The organism is Acinetobacter sp. YH16042 (assembly GCF_013417245.1).
GTDB lineage: Bacteria > Pseudomonadota > Gammaproteobacteria > Pseudomonadales > Moraxellaceae > Acinetobacter > Acinetobacter amyesii.
In genome coordinates this window covers 197,232-215,262 of the sequence record NZ_VPEJ01000005.1, presented here as the reverse complement: position 1 = coordinate 215,262, position 18,031 = coordinate 197,232, and the positions used below count along the sequence as shown (strand labels likewise).

Annotated in this window: 15 protein-coding genes and 1 pseudogene; 10 read left to right on the top strand and 6 right to left on the bottom strand. The window is 38.7% G+C overall.

The genetic code is table 11. From position 1 onward, the window contains the following. A pseudogene (locus tag FTV37_RS06090) lies at positions 1-135 on the bottom strand (helix-turn-helix domain-containing protein); the annotation flags it as partial. A 35-nt stretch (positions 136-170) separates the two neighbouring features. Between FTV37_RS06090 and FTV37_RS06085 the strand changes: the two are divergent. Together FTV37_RS06085 and FTV37_RS06080 are read left to right on the top strand one after the other, a co-directional pair. Further along, positions 171-542 (top strand): hypothetical protein, encoded by a 372-nt coding sequence (locus FTV37_RS06085; protein WP_180063272.1) that lies wholly within the window; start codon positions 171-173, stop codon positions 540-542. A gap of 80 nt (positions 543-622) precedes the next feature. Continuing rightward, positions 623-1,324 (top strand): hypothetical protein, encoded by a 702-nt coding sequence (locus FTV37_RS06080; RefSeq protein WP_180063271.1) that lies wholly within the window; start codon positions 623-625, stop codon positions 1,322-1,324. Positions 1,325-1,412: 88 nt separating this feature from the next. Here the strand turns inward: FTV37_RS06080 and metG are convergent, their stop codons facing one another. Next, on the bottom strand, positions 1,413-3,473 hold the full coding sequence (gene metG, locus FTV37_RS06075) for a methionine--tRNA ligase (RefSeq protein WP_180063270.1): 2,061 nt from the start codon (positions 3,471-3,473) through the stop codon (positions 1,413-1,415). Between the two features lie 171 nt (positions 3,474-3,644). Between metG and FTV37_RS06070 the strand changes: the two genes are divergently transcribed. Both FTV37_RS06070 and FTV37_RS06065 read left to right on the top strand, forming a co-directional pair. Next, positions 3,645-4,439: a hypothetical protein gene (locus tag FTV37_RS06070; RefSeq protein ID WP_180063281.1), complete on the top strand. Its 795-nt coding sequence runs from the start codon at positions 3,645-3,647 to the stop codon at positions 4,437-4,439. A 242-nt stretch (positions 4,440-4,681) separates the two neighbouring features. Further along, complete coding sequence (locus FTV37_RS06065) at positions 4,682-5,092, top strand: hypothetical protein (protein ID WP_180063269.1); 411 nt, start codon at positions 4,682-4,684, stop codon at positions 5,090-5,092. 49 nt (positions 5,093-5,141) lie between these two features. Here FTV37_RS06065 and FTV37_RS06060 read toward each other — a convergent pair whose 3' ends face one another. Next, positions 5,142-5,465 carry a hypothetical protein gene (locus FTV37_RS06060; RefSeq protein ID WP_180055530.1) on the bottom strand — a complete coding sequence of 108 codons (324 nt, stop codon included), beginning with the start codon at positions 5,463-5,465 and terminating at the stop codon, positions 5,142-5,144. Positions 5,466-5,810: 345 nt separating this feature from the next. On the opposite strand from FTV37_RS06060, the gene apbC reads away from it, so the two are divergent. Further along, a complete protein-coding gene (gene apbC, locus FTV37_RS06055; protein ID WP_180004976.1) occupies positions 5,811-7,085 on the top strand; it encodes an iron-sulfur cluster carrier protein ApbC in 1,275 nt (424 codons plus the stop codon). A gap of 501 nt (positions 7,086-7,586) precedes the next feature. Here the strand turns inward: apbC and FTV37_RS06050 are convergent. From FTV37_RS06050 to FTV37_RS06040, 3 genes are read right to left on the bottom strand one after another with little or no spacing between them, the layout of a single operon-like run. Beyond that, a complete protein-coding gene (locus FTV37_RS06050; protein WP_180063268.1) occupies positions 7,587-9,599 on the bottom strand; it encodes a TRAP transporter permease in 2,013 nt (670 codons plus the stop codon). Continuing rightward, the gene (locus FTV37_RS06045) at positions 9,596-10,090 is read right to left on the bottom strand and encodes a DUF1850 domain-containing protein (protein ID WP_227591861.1); all 495 of its coding nucleotides are present in this window, start codon (positions 10,088-10,090) and stop codon (positions 9,596-9,598) included. Before FTV37_RS06045 ends, FTV37_RS06050 begins: the two co-directional genes overlap by 4 nt. Then, on the bottom strand, positions 10,068-11,075 hold the full coding sequence (locus tag FTV37_RS06040) for a TAXI family TRAP transporter solute-binding subunit (RefSeq protein WP_180063267.1): 1,008 nt from the start codon (positions 11,073-11,075) through the stop codon (positions 10,068-10,070). Before FTV37_RS06040 ends, FTV37_RS06045 begins: the two co-directional genes overlap by 23 nt. Before the next feature lie 439 nt (positions 11,076-11,514). Here FTV37_RS06040 and FTV37_RS06035 point away from each other — a divergent pair, with 439 nt between their 5' ends. The 5 genes from FTV37_RS06035 (at position 11,515) to FTV37_RS06015 (ending at position 18,007) form a co-directional block, all read left to right on the top strand. Continuing rightward, positions 11,515-12,108: a LysE family translocator gene (locus FTV37_RS06035; RefSeq protein WP_078192265.1), complete on the top strand. Its 594-nt coding sequence runs from the start codon at positions 11,515-11,517 to the stop codon at positions 12,106-12,108. A 112-nt stretch (positions 12,109-12,220) separates the two neighbouring features. Continuing rightward, the gene (gene dcd / locus FTV37_RS06030; protein ID WP_005008040.1) at positions 12,221-12,790 is read left to right on the top strand and encodes a dCTP deaminase; all 570 of its coding nucleotides are present in this window, start codon (positions 12,221-12,223) and stop codon (positions 12,788-12,790) included. Between the two features lie 245 nt (positions 12,791-13,035). Beyond that, complete coding sequence (locus tag FTV37_RS06025; RefSeq protein WP_180063266.1) at positions 13,036-15,096, top strand: hypothetical protein; 2,061 nt, start codon at positions 13,036-13,038, stop codon at positions 15,094-15,096. A 10-nt stretch (positions 15,097-15,106) separates the two neighbouring features. Next, entirely contained in the window at positions 15,107-15,796 is a 690-nt protein-coding gene (locus FTV37_RS06020; protein ID WP_180063265.1) for a hypothetical protein, read from the top strand. A gap of 30 nt (positions 15,797-15,826) precedes the next feature. Then, complete coding sequence (locus FTV37_RS06015; RefSeq protein ID WP_180063264.1) at positions 15,827-18,007, top strand: DUF6160 family protein; 2,181 nt, start codon at positions 15,827-15,829, stop codon at positions 18,005-18,007. Positions 18,008-18,031 lie beyond the last annotated feature (24 nt).

Sequence of the window (18,031 nt, the reverse complement as noted above, 5' to 3'; positions counted from 1 at the left end):
AACACTTTTACCTTCGGAAAGCCAGAGAATAGTTTGGGCACGTTGTCTTTCACGCCAATGTTTTGCATGTTTGGCCAGAAAAATGAGTCGTTCTCGCTGTTCTAAACTAAGTGGTACAGAAACAATCCGAGGCATGTGTGAACATCTGTTAACTAAAAAAACCTTTTCGCATGATTAGTTATTTTTGTCAACTTACTAGAAAAAAAGAAAAACTTATTGGGGCGACCTTTAGTTATATCGAAGATCAAAATTTGGCTATCCAAAGTATTCTAGATGAAATTTCGGAATCAGATTTAAAAACTCTTCTCAACTCAGAAATTGAATTGATTAAGCAAACTTTTAACCAAGTAGGTTATAAAAATTTACGGTCTTTTAAACAAGCAATTTTTGATTTTGAAAGATTTTATAAAAAAGAATATTTTGATTTTAAAGACAGTTTTGATTCAGAACTTTTTCAAAAAATTTTAAAAGCTTTTTTAATTCTTGCATTAGAGAATAAAATAGGAAGATTTGACAAAAAAATATTATCAATGATTCTCTAATAAATGATGAGCTATATCAGAGTTATTTTCGTTTAAAAGAAGAGCCGCCTATTTGGTTAAAACTTTGGCACTATTTGGACTTGGAGCAAAAAGAATTTGAAGAACTAGTCAAAGAAGCAAAATTAACTATAGAACATCAAAGTTTAACTAATGTAACAGATATTCTTCATACTGTTAGTATGTTGGTATATTTCAAAGAAAAAAGTCTCATTTTCTTTTCAATTGAAAGTCTATTAGTGTTAGCAATTAGCCAATACAAAAAAATTGTAAATTTACAGGAAAATATTAAAAAATTTGGTTACTTTGATATTAGTGATGAGTCTGGTGGATATGGATTGTATGCTAGAGAACTTCCAATTTTTCAGAAATTTCTAAAAGATATTGCTCAAGCATATGAAGATAAATATATTGAAAAAAATGAAGAAAGAGGAAAACTATTATTAACATTAATGGAAAATGATAGTTATGAGTTTTACCAACAAATTACGAATAAATTTTACGATTATCCGATCTTAAATGCATTAGAACCTAAAGATTTTATAAATCAACTTTGTAAAATTAACTATAGATGTGCTATGTCTGCGATAGATGGATTAAAATCACGCTATACAGCACATTCCCAAGCTAAAATTTATTTACAGGAAGAAAAATGGTTTGAACGAGTTATTGAAGTAACAAATGAAAAACTAGCTCAGCCTATAACTATTTTGGAAAAACATAAGTTACAAGATAAATTTTTGCCTAACTTAACGGAAATTAAGAATACCGCATACAAAGGTTAAATCGTTCTTGCATGGAAAAATTAATAAATTAAAAGCCACAAAAAAGCCTCTACTTTGTAGAGGCTTCTATCATCTTAACTTCTTAAAATTAAGACACTTTATCACCAGCTTTAGCACCAGTTTCAGGTGAAATTACCCAAACACCTTCGCCATTACCCGCAGCTAAAACCATACCGTTAGAAATACCAAAACGCATCTTACGTGGAGCAAGGTTAGCTACCATGACCACCAATTTGCCTTTTAAGTCTTCAGGTTGGTAGAACTCACGGATACCGCTAAATACGTTACGCGGTTCAGCTTCACCAACATTTAAAGTCAATTGAAGCAGTTTGTCAGAACCTTCAACGTGAGCTGCTTCTAAAACTTCAGCCACACGTAGGTCAACTTTCATAAAGTCTTCAATGCCAATAATTTCAGCTTCACCGACTTTAGGTTCAGGCTTTTTCTCAGCAGCTTTCTTCTCTTTTTTCTTTTCAGCTTTTGGTGCTTCAGCAGGAGCAGCTAAAGAATCTTTAGACGCATCGACCATTGCAGCAACCGCTTTCGAGTCTACACGTTGCATCAATGGTTGGAATTGAGCAATTTCATGGTCCACCAAAATGGTTTTGCCTGAAGCAAAGTCGAAAGAGTCTAATTTTAAGAAGCTTTGAACTTCAGCTGCCAATGTAGGAAGTACTGGTGCAAGGTACACAGCCAATTGACGGAACAAGTTAATACCGACAGAACATACGTCATGAACTTGTTGTTCTTCGCCTTCAATTTTCGCAAGTGCCCAAGGCTTTTTCTCGTCGATATATTGATTGGCTTTGTCTGCAAGCGCCATGATTTCACGGATGGCTGCAGAGAATTCACGTGCTTCATATTGAGCAGCGATTGATGCACCTGCATCAATAAAGCTTTGTACCAATTCAGGCTCTGCACACGTTGCAGAAAGTTTGTTATCAAACTTGGTGTTGATGAATTTCGCACAACGGCTAGCGATGTTGACCACTTTACCAACAAGGTCTGAATTCACTTTCTGAACGAAATCATCAAGGTTCAAGTCAGAATCTTCAACTTTGTCAGAAAGCTTAGATGCAAAGTAGTAACGTAAATATTCAGGGTTCAAATGCTCAAGATACGTTTCCGCTTTAATGAACGTACCGCGAGATTTAGACATCTTCTGACCGTTTACAGTCAAGAAACCATTGACGAATAAGCTTGTAGGGGTACGGTAGTTTGCACCTTCAAGCATTGCAGGCCAGAACAACGCATGGAAGTAAACGATGTCTTTGCCAATGAAGTGATAGACTTCATTTTGAGAGTCTTTTTTCCAGTAATCATCAAAGCTTAGGTCAGGACGTTTGGTCTTGATGTAGTTTTCAAAGCTCGACATATAGCCGATCGGTGCATCTACCCAAACGTAGAAGTATTTGTTTGGCGCATCTGGAATTTCAAAACCGAAGTAAGGGGCATCACGTGAGATGTCCCAGTCAGATAAACCTGCTTCAAACCATTCATCCAATTTGTTGGCAATCGACACAGGTAGACGACCTTCATCACGTGTCCATTTTTGTAGGTATTCACCAAAGTTCGGCAGTTTAAAAAAGTAGTGATCTGAAGATTTCTCTACAGGAGTCGCACCACTTAAAGTCGATTTCGGATTCAACAATTCAGTTGCGTTATAGGTTGTACCGCACACTTCACAAGAGTCGCCGTATTGGTCTTCTGCTTTACATTTTGGGCATGTGCCTTTAATGAAACGGTCAGACAAGAACATCGCTTTTTCAGGGTCAAACAATTGCGTAACAGGGCGTACAGCAATGTTGCCTGCTTCACGGTTCTTAATATAAATCTCAGAAGCGCGTGCTTGGTTTTCAGGGCTGTTGGTTGAGTCGTAATGGTCAAAGTCAACTTTAAAGCCAGCAAAGTCACGCTCATGTTCTTTTTGAACATTGGCAATTTGCTGTTCAGGCGAAATACCATTGGCTTCCGCACGGAGCATGATCGCTGTGCCGTGAGCATCATCCGCACATACATAAGTCACGTTATGACCCATTGCACGCATGGCACGAACCCAAATATCAGCTTGGATATAACCGAGTAAATGACCCATATGAATTGGGCCATTCGCGTATGGAAGGGCGTTAGTAACTAAAATATTACGCACGGATATGACTCTCTCATTCGTATTTATGCAATGGGCTGTAATTTTACATGAGATAGCCAGTACTTGCACAAGGGAATAGGTGAAATCTTTGCAAAAGTAAAAAAATCTATATTGCTGACACAATTACAGTGATAATAGGGCATAACTGTGATGCCTAAGAGTAACAAGCCCATGTATGAAGATGACTATGAAGACGATCAGCCAATCACTCGTATTCCTCAAAATGAACAGCGTCATAAATTGGGGCATCACATTATTAAAGATGCGCAGCAATATTTAGAACAGATTTCTGCAGATGAGCATGCCTTACTGATTCAAACCCTGCGTCATTTGGCACAAGATGAGCCTTATTTCGATATTTTGGCCGATGAACTAGATCAGCCTATAGAAATGAAAGTAGCGAATGATGCTTTAAATTTATTGTATTTTTGGCAACTGCTTCATCAACATGAAAATGATGCAGACTTTGATTTTCTGAATGTCATTAATAGCGAGTTTTTCCAAACTGAAATGTTGAAAGCCTTTGATGCTTTGAATATTGGTGAACATAAAGCACAGCGCCGTCAGGTACTTCTAGATGCGTTTAAACTGTATAAATTAGACATCCATGCCGGTTGTATCCCTGTGTTATATGCACAGCTTGAAGGCATCTTGACAGACGTGCTGATTCAAACCGGTTTCTTAAATCAAAACGGCACTAAATTTGTCGATGTCTATAAAATTGTACCGGGGCTTAAAGGCAGTGAAATTAAAAGTCTGTGGCACAAATCTAAAATTGCCAATGAGTTGAATCCGTATTTTGCCGAATTGGCAGCCTACCAAATGGATAGCAGCTCTGCCGTAGCGATGACCCGTCATAATATTTTGCATGGCACCGATGTCACGCATTTTAATCAGGGACGGAGTTTTATTCTGTTTATTTGGCTGTTTTCCGCAGTGAGCTTTATGAGTACGGTCAGCAAATAAGTTTCATTTCAAGAGATCAATGCATCAGAATGGTGTTGGTCTCTTTGCATTACATCACCCTTTAAAATTAAAAGCTTAGAGTAAAATCGACCATGCATATTTGCATCAAACCATTGTAAAAATAGGCAATCACATGGCGTTTTCCTGTGGTTGATTTGTTTCTAAATGCGTCTATTTCAGGTATCTGCTTCAAATCGCGTTATAACTATTGTTAGACAATAACTGAGAACAGGGTGAGCGATATGACAACAGAAAGCACATTAAATGATTTAAAAAATAAAGCATCAGAACTCGGTGATGATTTACAACTCAAAGCCAAAGAGGCGCAACTTGAAGGCGAAAAAGCACTCGATGGTGCAAAGCATAAAGTTGAAGAACTCAAGCTTGAGGGTGAAAAAGCCTTAAATGAGGCCAAACATGAACATGCAGAACAGCATGCAGAACAGCATGCAGAAACCAAAGACCGTCTAGAGCAGTTAAAAGCTGAAGCCAGTCACAAATTAGATGAAGCCAAAGTCAAAGCCTCCGAACTTAAACATGAGGCTGTCGAAAAATTTGATGAACTCAAAGTGCAGGCGACAGAGAAATTTGACGAGTTAAAAAAGAAAGCCACTGACACACTGCATAAGTTTAAAAAAGATGATCAAGCTTAATTGGGGCTGATCAAAAAAGCCGTTCTATCAAGAGCGGCTTTTTTAGGATTCATTGTTTTAATCCATCTAAATTTTCAGTCTTAATATTTTTGACTTGATCATCGACTACGGTAATCACGTAGCGCATATTGGCAATTTCATAGGTGTAATCTACTGCTAGTTTCGCAGGCAGATTTTTCTCTTGCAGCGGATAGGACAGCATTTTCATCGGAGAAGCTTGCATACGCGAGCGCATGAGATCGAGGCTATCACCAATTGCTACAGTTTGTCGGTCAGGTGTTTGAATGGCTTCAGTCGCAATTTCTGCATAGGCTGCTGAAGTCAGGAGCATCAAGGCGCATAAAGTCGTTTTATACACAGACTTCTTATACATAGTCTTCCCCATTTTTAAAATTAAAAGTACAAAATGTGCCTTTAGATTGCACATCCATCGCTATGATTATTCTGTTGAAACGACTGAAATATAAACTGAAATTACGCTGAAAATGTATGGTTGATATGTAATCAATTCAAATTTAAAGGCTTTGGTTTAGCCGCAAAATCAGTTGCAGGTGCATTTTTAAGTGTCACACGTTAGAAAAATTGTTTGAAAGCTGACTAAATTACTCAACTTTATAAGCTTATAGGGATAAGTCATTCATCTCCCTCTTACTCTGGGGCAGATGAACAGGTAAACTATCGCTATTATCTTTTGATGTTCCTGTTTGGAGACAACATAATGTCGTGGCTTTCTTCTCTAAAATCTGTGTTTTCACCCTCCCAAGAGGTGAAAGAAGAGGAAATCCAACAGGTTTTACAAAACTACGTACTTCCCAATTCAAATAATGCTTTAAAAGACCGTATTACACAGGTAAATGTGCAAGGTCAGATCTTGCAGATCACGATTAATACCTTTCCTTCAGAAGCCGATGACTTACAAAAAATCCATGATGATTTGGCCGATGCATTGGAAAAATGTGGCATCACAGAATTAAATATGCACGTGATTCAGCAAAAGACTGGACATACATCGGGTGGTTGCGGTCATCACCATGCAGAAGGTGAAAGCTGTTCAACACAGCCTAAAGCTAATGAACAAACTGAGCAAAAGTCTACTACGAGTAATCTGCCACCTGTTGTGGATGCATCTGCTACTCAAGCCAAGGCTGAAGAAGATCCAAACAATCCACCAATTCAAAAAGCGGCACCTCTGCAACGTGATGTGCCGAAACATCCACGCATTCAAAATGTCATTTTGGTGTCATCTGGTAAAGGTGGTGTGGGTAAATCGACCACCACTGTGAATTTGGCGCTCGCATTACAACAGCTGGGTTTAAAGGTTGGGGTATTAGATGCAGACATCTATGGTCCAAGTATTCCAACGATGCTCGGCAATGCAGGCCGCACGCCGATGATTGAAGCTGAGCAATTTGTTCCTATTGAAGCATATGGTATGGCTGTGCTTTCAATTGGTCACTTAACTGGGGATAACAATACGCCAGTGGCTTGGCGTGGGCCGAAAGCGACAGGGGCGTTAATGCAGCTCTTTAACCAAACTTTATGGCCTGATCTGGATGTATTGGTCATTGATATGCCACCAGGCACAGGTGATATTCAGTTGACGCTTGCACAGCGTATACCGGTGACAGGTGCTGTGATTGTGACGACACCACAAAATGTTGCATTAATGGATGCGACCAAAGGCATTGAGTTGTTTAATCGTGTACATATTCCCGTGATGGGCGTGGTTGAAAATATGTCGACTCACATCTGTTCGAACTGTGGGCATGAAGAGCAAATCTTTGGTACAGGTGGTGGCGACCAACTTTCAGCCCAATACGACATTCCGCTCTTAGGTCGTTTACCGCTGAATGTACAAATTCGTGAAAATGCCGATGCAGGGAAACCATCTGTGATAGCAGGTGATGATGCTGCTGAAAGCTACATGGCGATTGCACAAAAAGTTGCAGATGCATTACCTCAGGCTGAAAAAGATAAAAACCGTATTTTCTAAGGGTGAACTGAAATTTAAGTTGATCGTATTAAAATCTGGCCTCGTGCCAGATTTTTTATAACGTGGTATTGGGAGTGTTTGAAAATTATGAGTACTGAACTTTAGACATTCAACGATGTCTATGAATTACACATCTAAAAAACGATTTGCACAATTTCTTATTTTTCCTGCGATTATAAGCCGTCTGCCAAGGATAAAATTCTTGAGGCATATCAAAGGATGTCGCGTTTGTACTTAGTTTTTACAAAATAGCTTTCACGATATTTCTATTATTTTGGCTAGGATCAATTCTTTGAACGGCAGTAACTGTACAAACGCATTGTGTCTTAGATTTTTTGCCAAATGTCCTCTGTTACAAGGGGCTTAGCATTGAAAAAATATAGAGGAACAAATAATTTTAAATATTATTTGAAGTCATTAAAACCCACCCATCAAATGAGGGTACGCCTTAGTCTAAGAAATTAAAAAGCCCGGTAATTACCGGGCTTTTTAATTGGTTTTTTAGGAGGAAAGAGACGGGTTTGCTTTACGTTTAGCAGTGATAATATTCACCGTAATTGCGATGATGACCATGATAATGCCTACAATATCTGTAATGGTTTCTGGAATAATCATACACAGCGCACCCACACCTAAAAAAATACGCCAGAACCAGTTGAGATAAGTCTTGAAATAACCTTCAACTGCGGAGCCTAAAGCGAGAATTCCTATCACTGAAGTGACAGTAATACTCACTATAGTTGTCCATGCAGGAAAGGCAAATTCTCGAGCATTGACTGCAACATTGGTGGTATCAATCATCAGCATGGCAGGGTTATAAACGAATAAAAATGGAACAATAAAACCAGCAAGAGATAGTTTTAAGGCCTGAAACCCAGTGCGCATTGGATCACCGCCTGCAATTCCTGCGCCCGCAAAGGCGGCAAGGGCAACTGGTGGGGTGATGTTTGCAAATAAACCAAAATAGAACACAAACATATGCGCGACTAATACAGGGATATCAAAGTTTGCGAGTGCTGGTGCTGCCATGGTGGCAGTAATGATATAGGCCGGAATAGATGGAAGCCCCATGCCTAAAATCATCGATGCAATCATGGTTAAAAATAAAGTGAGAAAGAGACTACCTGCACCTAAACTCATAATTGAAGAAGTCATTACTGAACCAAAACTTGTCAGACTTACTACGCCGATAATAATACCAACGACAGCACAAGCAGCCATCACAGATAATGATTGTTTGGCTCCATCAACGAGCGCATCTAAAATATCTTTTACACCCATTCGTGTTGATTTTCTTAAAGCTGCTACAAAGATGGTCAGGACGATGGTGTAGACAGCAGCATAGCTCACAGGAATATTTTGAAATAAGAAAAAGACCAGTGCCAAAATTGGAATAAGTAAATGTCCACGCTCTTTTAGAACTTCTTTTACTTTAGGTAAATCAGCTTTAGGTACGCCTTTCAGATCATCTTTACCCGCACGGAAATGAACTTGAGCCATGACGCCAAGGTAATACAATAAGGCAGGTAATAATGCGGCTAGTGCAATCGTGCCATAACTCACGCCAGTTGTTTCGGCCATAATGAAGGCACTCGCACCCATGACTGGCGGCAAAATTTGTCCACCGACGGATGCACTGGCTTCAACGGCACCAGCAAAATTCTTGTGATAACCAATTTTTTTCATCAATGGAATGGTAAATGAGCCTGTGCCAACAACATTGGCAACAGCAGTTCCATTAATACTGCCCATAAATCCACTTGAAATTACAGCAACTTTGGCAGGACCACCTTGTTTATGACCCGCCAATGCCATGGCAAGATCATTGAACAATTTCCCCATACCTGATTTTGCAAGAAAAGCACCAAAAAGGATAAATAAGAAAATAAAAGTGACGGATGCACCAATTGCCGAAGAATATAAGCCTTCGGTTTTTAAATACATATGTCCGAAAATGTCGCTGATGGTATAAGGGCGAGTAATTAATCGATCTGGCAACCAATCAAAGTGACTGATAAATGTATAGGTCAGGAAAATTAAACTTAAAATGGGCAGCATCCACCCCATGACCCGGCGAGTTGCTTCTATGACTAATACCACACTCATAATTGCAAACGCGATATCTAAGGTATTTGGAATACCACCTCGAGTGGTCATAATAGATTGATATTCTTTCCATAAATATAAAAAACTGAAGATGGAAAGCAAAGCCAAGAACCAATCGAGAAGTGAAATATGCTGTCGGGAGCTTGTTTGACGAGCTGGATAGAGTAAAAAAATGAGTGCTAGGCCAATAGCGACATGGGCTGCACGCTGTATTAACTCAGGTAAAGGATTAAACGTAATAAATAAATGAAATAATGAATAAAAGATCGCTACAAATGCAACAAAGTAGGTAACAGATTTGCTCATATTGATTCGAGTAACAGATTCCCGATCAAATTTTTCTAATATGGCTTGTTGTTGTTTCTCATCGAGTTGTTCTAATACAACTTTATCTTCTTTGGAATTCATAGGCATTCTCCAATCCACCAAGACTTCCATTTGGGTTGATATTGAACCGAGATGTTGACCAAACTATAGTCTGGGTAACTTTGAAAAATAGACCAAATTTTTTGGTCAGCGAGGATCGTGCCTTGCATATTTCTAGAAATCACCCAGTTGATTTCATCTATATTTTGATTGACCCGCATTCTAATCACACCATTTTTTTGAAACTCAATGGGATAATTTGAGGGTGTACCTGCACCAAATGAAATCAAATCGGTGTGGCGCAGTAAAAACTTATTCTTTTGACGCTGATATTGTTCAGACCAAGCCGTCTTTTCTACTGAATGCTTCCACTGTAAATCAAATTGATCAGTTGAAATTTTGCATATATCAGTTTCAACTCTAACCTGCGTATACAGTGTTGGATAGCTAGCATAGATTAAGAAGAACAATATAAAAAATGCAGTATAAACTGCATTTTTTTGAAGCTTATTATTTTTTAGCCACTTCATCATAGTAGCGTTTCGCGCCTGGATGTAGAGGCGCTACAAGGCCTTGTTGAGCACCTTCAAGCGTGATTTCTGTTGCTGCTTGGTGTGAAGTTGCCAATTGAGGCAAACTGTCAAAGAAAGTTTTTGTTAGTTTGTAGACATCATCATCCGATATATCAGTGCGAACAACTAATGCATTTTTAATTGCGGCAGTTTGAATGTCCGCAGTATTGCCATATGTGCCTTTTGGAATAATCATCGGTAAGAAATAACTTTGATCTTTAGCTATTTCTTTGACTTTATCTGCATTGATTGAAACTAACTGTAGATCAAAGCTTTGTTGAAGTTCCATGAGTGATGAGTTTGGAATGCCACTGGTCAGGAATGCTGCATCAAGCTTGCCACCTTTTAAAGCATCAGCGGCTTCAGCATAGCCCAAATAATCAACTTTAATATCTTTATAGGTGATTCCAAAACCATTCAACAGTGTACGTGCATTTACTTCTACACCTGAATTTTGTGCACCTACAGCGATACGTTTACCTTTCAAATCTTCGATATTTTTGATCCCTGATTTTTTAGAGGTTACGATTTGTACGTAGTTGGGATAAAGCGCTGCGACTTGGCTGACATTCTCAACTTTACCATTTGCGAAACTTCCTGTTCTGTTCAGTGCTTCTGTTAAGCTGTCACTCATAACAAATGCCATTTCAACTTTATTCTGTTTGAGAAGGTTTAAGTTTTCGACTGATGCACCTGTAGTCTGAGTCTTAGAATTTACACCAAAAGTTTTGTTATAAATTTCTGCAAGACTCGTCCCAATCACATTGTAAGGTCCTGATGCTCCGCCAGTTGCAATGGTTACGAACTTAGTTTGAAGTTGGTTAGATGTAGCTGTTTCTGTGCTTTTTCCTTCCGTGGTATTTTTTGAAGTAGATTGATCATTTGAGCAAGCAGTAATACATGCCAAAGTGACCGAGAGTAACGTGAGTTTTGTCCATTGGTTCATAGAAACGTCCTTTTACACATAAATTTTGAATATTGATTTGATGAATTTTAGTTTTAATTTCCACTACTCAATTGAACATAACTTAATCAATTATTTTTGAAAAGTATTTTTTTTGATTTTTAGTCTCCAATAAATAATGGCTATGCGTAAGAATGGCATGGGGCGGTATTGTTTATTTTAATAATATTTTGTTACGTGTAATAACTGTAGGGTATGTATGGGGTTTATGTGAATTTTCTATTAATAAATATAAGTTCAAACTATTTCTTTGAATTGTAAAGTGCTCTGAATGACTGTTCAGCTAAGGTTCTGTTTTTTCTATTTAAGTTGCTGAATTCATAAAATTAAATAAGGAGTTCTCTATAAGCGATATCTATTTTTATTATGCTAATACGAAACAACTGAATTAATCTTCGCGGATTAAGTTTGAGGTCAAAGTATGATTTCATGGTTTTTTATTGGTCTAGTTATCAGTATTTTGTTAACGCCAGGACCAACCAATACCTTACTCGCATCTTCGGGTATTCAAGTTGGGCTACGTAAATCATTCCGACTCATTCCAGCGGAAGCCTTTGGTTATCTTATTTCGATTAGCCTATGGGGTTTTCTCATTGGTAAAATTTCCGTACATCTGCCTTTACTGCCGACCATTTTAAAACTGTTTAGTGCTGGCTATATTCTATTTTTGGCTATGCGATTATGGCGTACAGCAACTGTTGCTGAAAATTTTAATCAAAAGGGCATTCGTGCACGCGAACTCTTTGTTGCGACGTTATTAAATCCTAAAGCACTATTATTTGCATCTGCGATTTTTCCTGCATTGGCTTGGCAAAATGCGCAGTATTATGTAGCTCACATGCTGATCTTTTTGTTGTTGATCGTTCCTATTGCATTTTTTTGGACCTTCCTTGGTTCCGTTTTGGCATCGAATAAAATTAGTTGGCTCAATCAAGCCAATTTACAACGAACAGCATCGCTAGTCTTGGTTAGTTTTTCGATACCACTGAGTTATTCTGCGATTTTAAAACTTTAAATTGATTTGAAAATGACTAAATCCGCTTAGTTCGGCAAAGCTTATTTTCATTAAGTCGGATTTCAGTTAAAGTACCACGCAATAATTGATTTAAGTTTTTGGATAGAGATAAATGGCTATTAAGTCTGATCGTTGGATTCGCGAAATGAGCGAAAAACACGGCATGATTGAACCGTATGCAGAAAACCAAGTCCGTTATGATGAAAATGGCGAAAAGCTTATTTCGTATGGCGTGTCGAGCTATGGTTATGACGTGCGCTGTGCTCGTGAATTTAAAGTCTTTACCAATGTTCATTCAGCAATTGTTGACCCTAAAAACTTTGACGATAAAAGCTTTATTGATATCGAATCAGACGTTTGTATCATTCCGCCGAACTCGTTTGCACTGGCACGTACAGTCGAATATTTCCGTATTCCACGTAATGTGTTAACCGTTTGTTTGGGTAAATCAACCTATGCGCGCTGCGGTATTATTGTCAATGTGACACCTCTTGAACCCGAGTGGGAAGGACACGTGACTTTAGAATTTTCAAATACAACCAATTTACCTGCACGTATTTATGCGGGTGAAGGTGTCGCACAAATGTTGTTCTTTGAATCAGATGAAGTGTGTGAAACCTCTTATAAAGACCGTGGTGGTAAATACCAAGGTCAAACCGGTGTGACATTACCAAAAGCTTAATCTTTCGGATTCAGTTTAAAAAAAGCGGGCGATTAAGCCCGCTTTTTTGTTGGGTCATTCATCGGAAAATAGACCATTCGGTGGGGAAGTTTTTGCAATTGAGTAATTATTCAGCATAATAAAAAGTTAAGTGACTGGTCTATCACAAGTCTCTATTTAAGGAATAAATGGACAATAACATCAAAGCCAGTTCTCAGGAATAAATATAAGAGAGATGCAGAGCATCTGATAAAAGGAAGGTCGAGATGACTCAATTCACCCAGGCTAAGTTATTCCGCCAGAGTTGCTTAGCAGCCGCAGTCAGCATGTTTGCTGCACCATCTGTTTATGCGCTTCAAGATTTATCAGATGAAGCACTTTCAGCCACAACAGGTGAAGGTGTTGCACTCACTTTAGAAAATTTCAAAATGGTCTTTCAAGGGCCAAATGACCGTTCTACCGCTTCTAGTTATGCGTCTGGTATGGTTGATCCAGGGAAAAACGATACAGGTTTTATTCGGATTATTCCTACTGGTGAAAACTATGAACAATTAGGGCAGCGTGCTTACGATAAAATCTACAAAGCAGCTTATGTTGATGCTTATCAGCAAGGCCGAGTTACGGGCTATAACGGTGTTTATGACTCCACTTTCTTAAGTTCTAAAAGCACCTATGAGACCAATAATGCTACACGTATTACCAATGAAACCATAGCAACATATTCAACAGAATATCGTGGCCGATTAGTACAGTCTTATCTTGAATCACCAACGATGAAGGCATATTACGATCAGCGTTATGCAGATTATTATAATGGTTCATCGGCTGGCTTATCTTTTGAAAACGATGGTACAACGAAAGAATCAATTACACCGTGGTTAAAAGAAAAGTCTCAAGCTGCCGCTTTAAAAAATACCTATGAGATGATTGAGTTACTATACGGAAATAATAGTACGGGTAACTTACCGACCTCTTCGACTTTTTATAAAAATTATGTCTCAGGAAAAATTACACGTTCAAATATTATTGATACAACAAAAGATGCTCAGTTAAATGCCAAAGCAGTTGAAACACTCAATCAGTTGGCAACAGACTATGCCAAGCTTGAAGCTCAAAAGGCAAGCGATGCAGCATTAGCAACGGTGAAAAAAAATGCTGAGATTACAGCCAAACAAATTGCATCTACTGCAACCGTATCGAGCCTCAGATCGAAAGCAGATGTTTTTATTTATGGTTTAGCATTATCCAATAGCAAAGACAAAAATGGAAAAAGTTCATTAGCAACGCGCTATACAGACCAAGGGTTTAATTGGGGTACAGCAGAAAACCCGTGGCTTTTTCATGCAGGAAATCAAGATGTTGAACAATTTGCGAAAGATAATAAGGGGAATGTTGGTTACTTAGCCATTGAGGCACCATTAAAGAAAATTGCAGCAGATGATGCATCTAACAACATCAAGCTTGGTTTGTGGATGGATGTATTTTCACGGTCTTTAAATTCAAGTAATGTTGTTGATCCTATCACTGGTGCGCCCACCAGCGGCTTAGATAAAGACTATCGTTTACGGACTCAAATTGTTGTCAATGGCCTGAGTTTAAATGGTTCACAAGTTCGCATTTTCCAAACCCTGAAATCAACAAATACCAACTATAACCAAACTTTAGGTTTAGCCAGTTTAATTCGTATTAATACCAATGATCGTGCTGAGTCACTGAGTATCAATGATGGAGATTTGGATGCTCGCGGCATGCGTATCAGTACAGCTGCACGCTCTGAATTGGATGATGGAACAGCAGCGACACCAGCGATGGATCGTTCTGCAGCTCCAATCTTTCATGAAACTGAAGGTCTATATTTATATAGCCCAAATATCAATTTAGTTTTAGGAAATATGTATCAGCCCTTTATTGTGGGTTCAGAAGGTCGAAATATTATTTTGGAAGTGACACGTATTCCAAATGTACCTTCTATTTACAGTAAAATTTATACTTACTATACGGATATCGCTGGTAATACCACAGGTACATCGGGTTTAACTGCTGCAGACTTTAAAGGTTCAACCTGTAATGTCTATAGTTGTGGCACGGAGTTAAAAGCAAACTCTTCAGATGCGACAGCACTATATCAAGGACGTAATGCAACACACAGTAGCATTGCGATCGGTACAGTAGAGCGCTTGCCTGGTAATCTGTTGAATGCAAAAAGTACGGATACTGCGACAGGTGTGGTGTTTAAAGGTGTCAATGGACAAAGCACGAATTTAGGATCTGTTGCCATAGATGGCGTATTGATTCAGCACTTAAAAATAAGAACAACAGGGCTGTAGGAGAAATCACATGTATAAAATTTTATGCGCTGTTGTTTGTGCTGCACTGACACAAACTCATGCAGGTTTAGTGTCTATGGATAATAGGGAACTTACCGCTGCAACCGGTCAAGGCGGTGCAGATCTCAGTTGGACGCTTTCATTAAACCATCAATACGCCAATGATATGTCGAAAAACAACATTTCTATCATGGATGCGAATGGTAAAACTACTCAGGCTTTTTATGGATATCAATGTTCATCCAATGAATTTTGTCGTTTAGCACTTGCGCCCAATAATCATGTGGATGCGAATGGTAATAAGAAATGGTTGGTGTTTAAACAGTTTCAAGGAACGTTACAAATCGATCAATTTTCTTTAGATGGCGTGACGATCATCAATCGTGAAGGTAATCCACAAACGGCTATGCAGCTGACATTTTATGATAATAAACCATTAAAAATTAGAAATTTAGGTTTTGCTACCTTGGCAGTAGAAACAGGTACGACAGGTAAGGAGGGGTATGAAAATACCAGTACTTATACGACCTATACCGAAAAGAAAGCTGATGGAACAACTTCAACTTTAGCTGTGCCTGATTTTGATCGTGGTTCAGAACAAGGATTTATGGGTGTTAATGTGCACGGCAACATGCACATGAGTGGAAAGTTAAACATCTTCAGTTTTAACTGCACTGGAAATGGTGCAGGTCGCTGTTAATCAGCTGTGACTGAATATAAGGATATAGTGATGAAAAAAATAACAACTTTAACGGCACTCGCAACCAGTATTTTACTTGCTCAACATGCATATGCTTTTGAAGCGATGACCGATGAAAGCTTGGGTGCAGTTACTGGCCAAGATGGTATTTCGATTACCTATGAAGTTTCTAGAGTCAAAGTTGATCAGTTAAATTGGGTTGACCCAACTGACCAAAATAAGATGAAAATGGGTTTGCACAATGTACAAATAGATGGCGTTGGACAAAGTACCATTAGATCAAAATTAGATTTTGATGTGGGGACGACGGATGCAGGTGTAGGTATGCGTATTGCAGCCAGTGTCAGCCCATTTACGGCTGTTGCACAAAATATTATGCTGCTGTGTCAAGGTGCAACGTGCCAAACGCCTGCGCAAAACTTAGGTTCGCTTACGATTGCAACAACTTCACCTTTAAAAGTATTACTTGAAACCAGCAATGGTCTATTTAACCGTAATGATGCGGCTTATATGGAATTTCAATTGCAAAATGCCAGTATTAGTCATGGGATGAATGGACATAGCGTAACGTTAAAGGATTTTAACTTTAACTTTGCGGGTTCAGGTTATATGTATGTCGCAGCAGATGAAGGTATTGTCCTCACCACAAAATCAACGGGAAGCAAAGACCATACGATTAACCTTGGACGAGTAAAAGATACATCAGATGTTCATAGTTCACGTAGTGATGCAACAAATCCTGGAGTGAATATTGATCTACGCTATGGTACTGATGGTGGTGCGCAGCGGAATTTAATTCGTATGGGAGCATCGGGTGCTGTCACCAATGCACGAGTGGCCTTAAATGCAAACCAAGAAGGAATCAAAGATTTTGGTCTAGCAACGAAGGCTTCAGGATATGAGTCTGTTGGTTCAGGTGGTTTACATTTAGGAGTGCGCGCGGATTTTACTTCAAAGGATGATCCGAGTCTTGTTGCAGGTCAAGCACCGACAACCTTAGAAATTGGCCATACGGGTATTGGTAGTTATGCCATTGAATTTTCTAATTTAACGTCTTTAGTTGCTGATAAAAATGCCTATATTGATTTTGGCGATATTTATATCAATACCATTCAAGCCAAAAGCCTTGATTTTCTGGTAAATGATAAATTAAAAGCGACATTAGGCTTAACCAATAATGTTTTAACCCAGAATCTGTCAAATCAAACGGCGGGTGGAAATTTTGCACTTGTGGCGATTCGTGGTATGGATTTTCAGTCCATCGCGCGTACCGCACGATTTATTTCTGATAACTCAATTGCTGCAATTGCAAGTAATGACAACAGTTGGGGGATTGGTATTCCAATTTACAATATGAATGCCAATGTTGCATTATCAGAGAAAAAATATAGTTATAAAAATACGACTGAAAAATCAGGTATTGGCTATAACCTCGTGATGAGCACGGATGGTTATGGTGTTGATAAAAAAACAGGAACACCAAGTACGACCTCTATTATCTTGATCGATGGTAAAAAAGGCTTAAATGGCCAAGAAGTCAATTATTATGCAGGCTTGCGAAACATCAATGCGCTGATTCAATCTGATGGTGTGATTGGCTATGAAAATGACGGTATCTATGTACGTGCAGATAATTTATTGATTGCAGCCAATGCCGAGTTAGCGATTGGTCAACTTCCGGGTTCAACCTATAACTGTGCGACTACAGCTTCTGTCAAATGTGGGACAACAGTACCTTTAGATAATTTCTCTAAACGTGATGATGTGTTGACGAATATTGCGTTTAAGCTCGATGGTAAGGGGGAGCTATTTATAGTACCGGGTCTAAATGACAGTGCAGAAAATAATTATTTGTCTTTCCGTGGAAGCTTTGAATTTAAAGCCTTAACAGATGCTGAAAAGAAAGATCAAAAAGTTATGGGAAGCTATTTAAGTTTGATGAATGAAGATGTAAATGCTAGCGGTGTCGTTTCAGCTTCAAGTATCAATATTAATAAAATGCAGGGCGATCTAGGCTTTGATGCTCGGATTAAAATGAAGCAAGATTCGGTAGAGTTTGATAATCAGGTGAAATTTAATCCGACCAATAATATGTCTAAAGCATTTCGTGCAGAAGTTTCGATGTTAACAAATGGCAATATGCAGAAGATGGCGGATATTGCCCTAACAGGTGGAACAATGCGAAGTACGATGGGGATTACTCCGCGCTAGTCAATTTAAATCAATAACAAATAA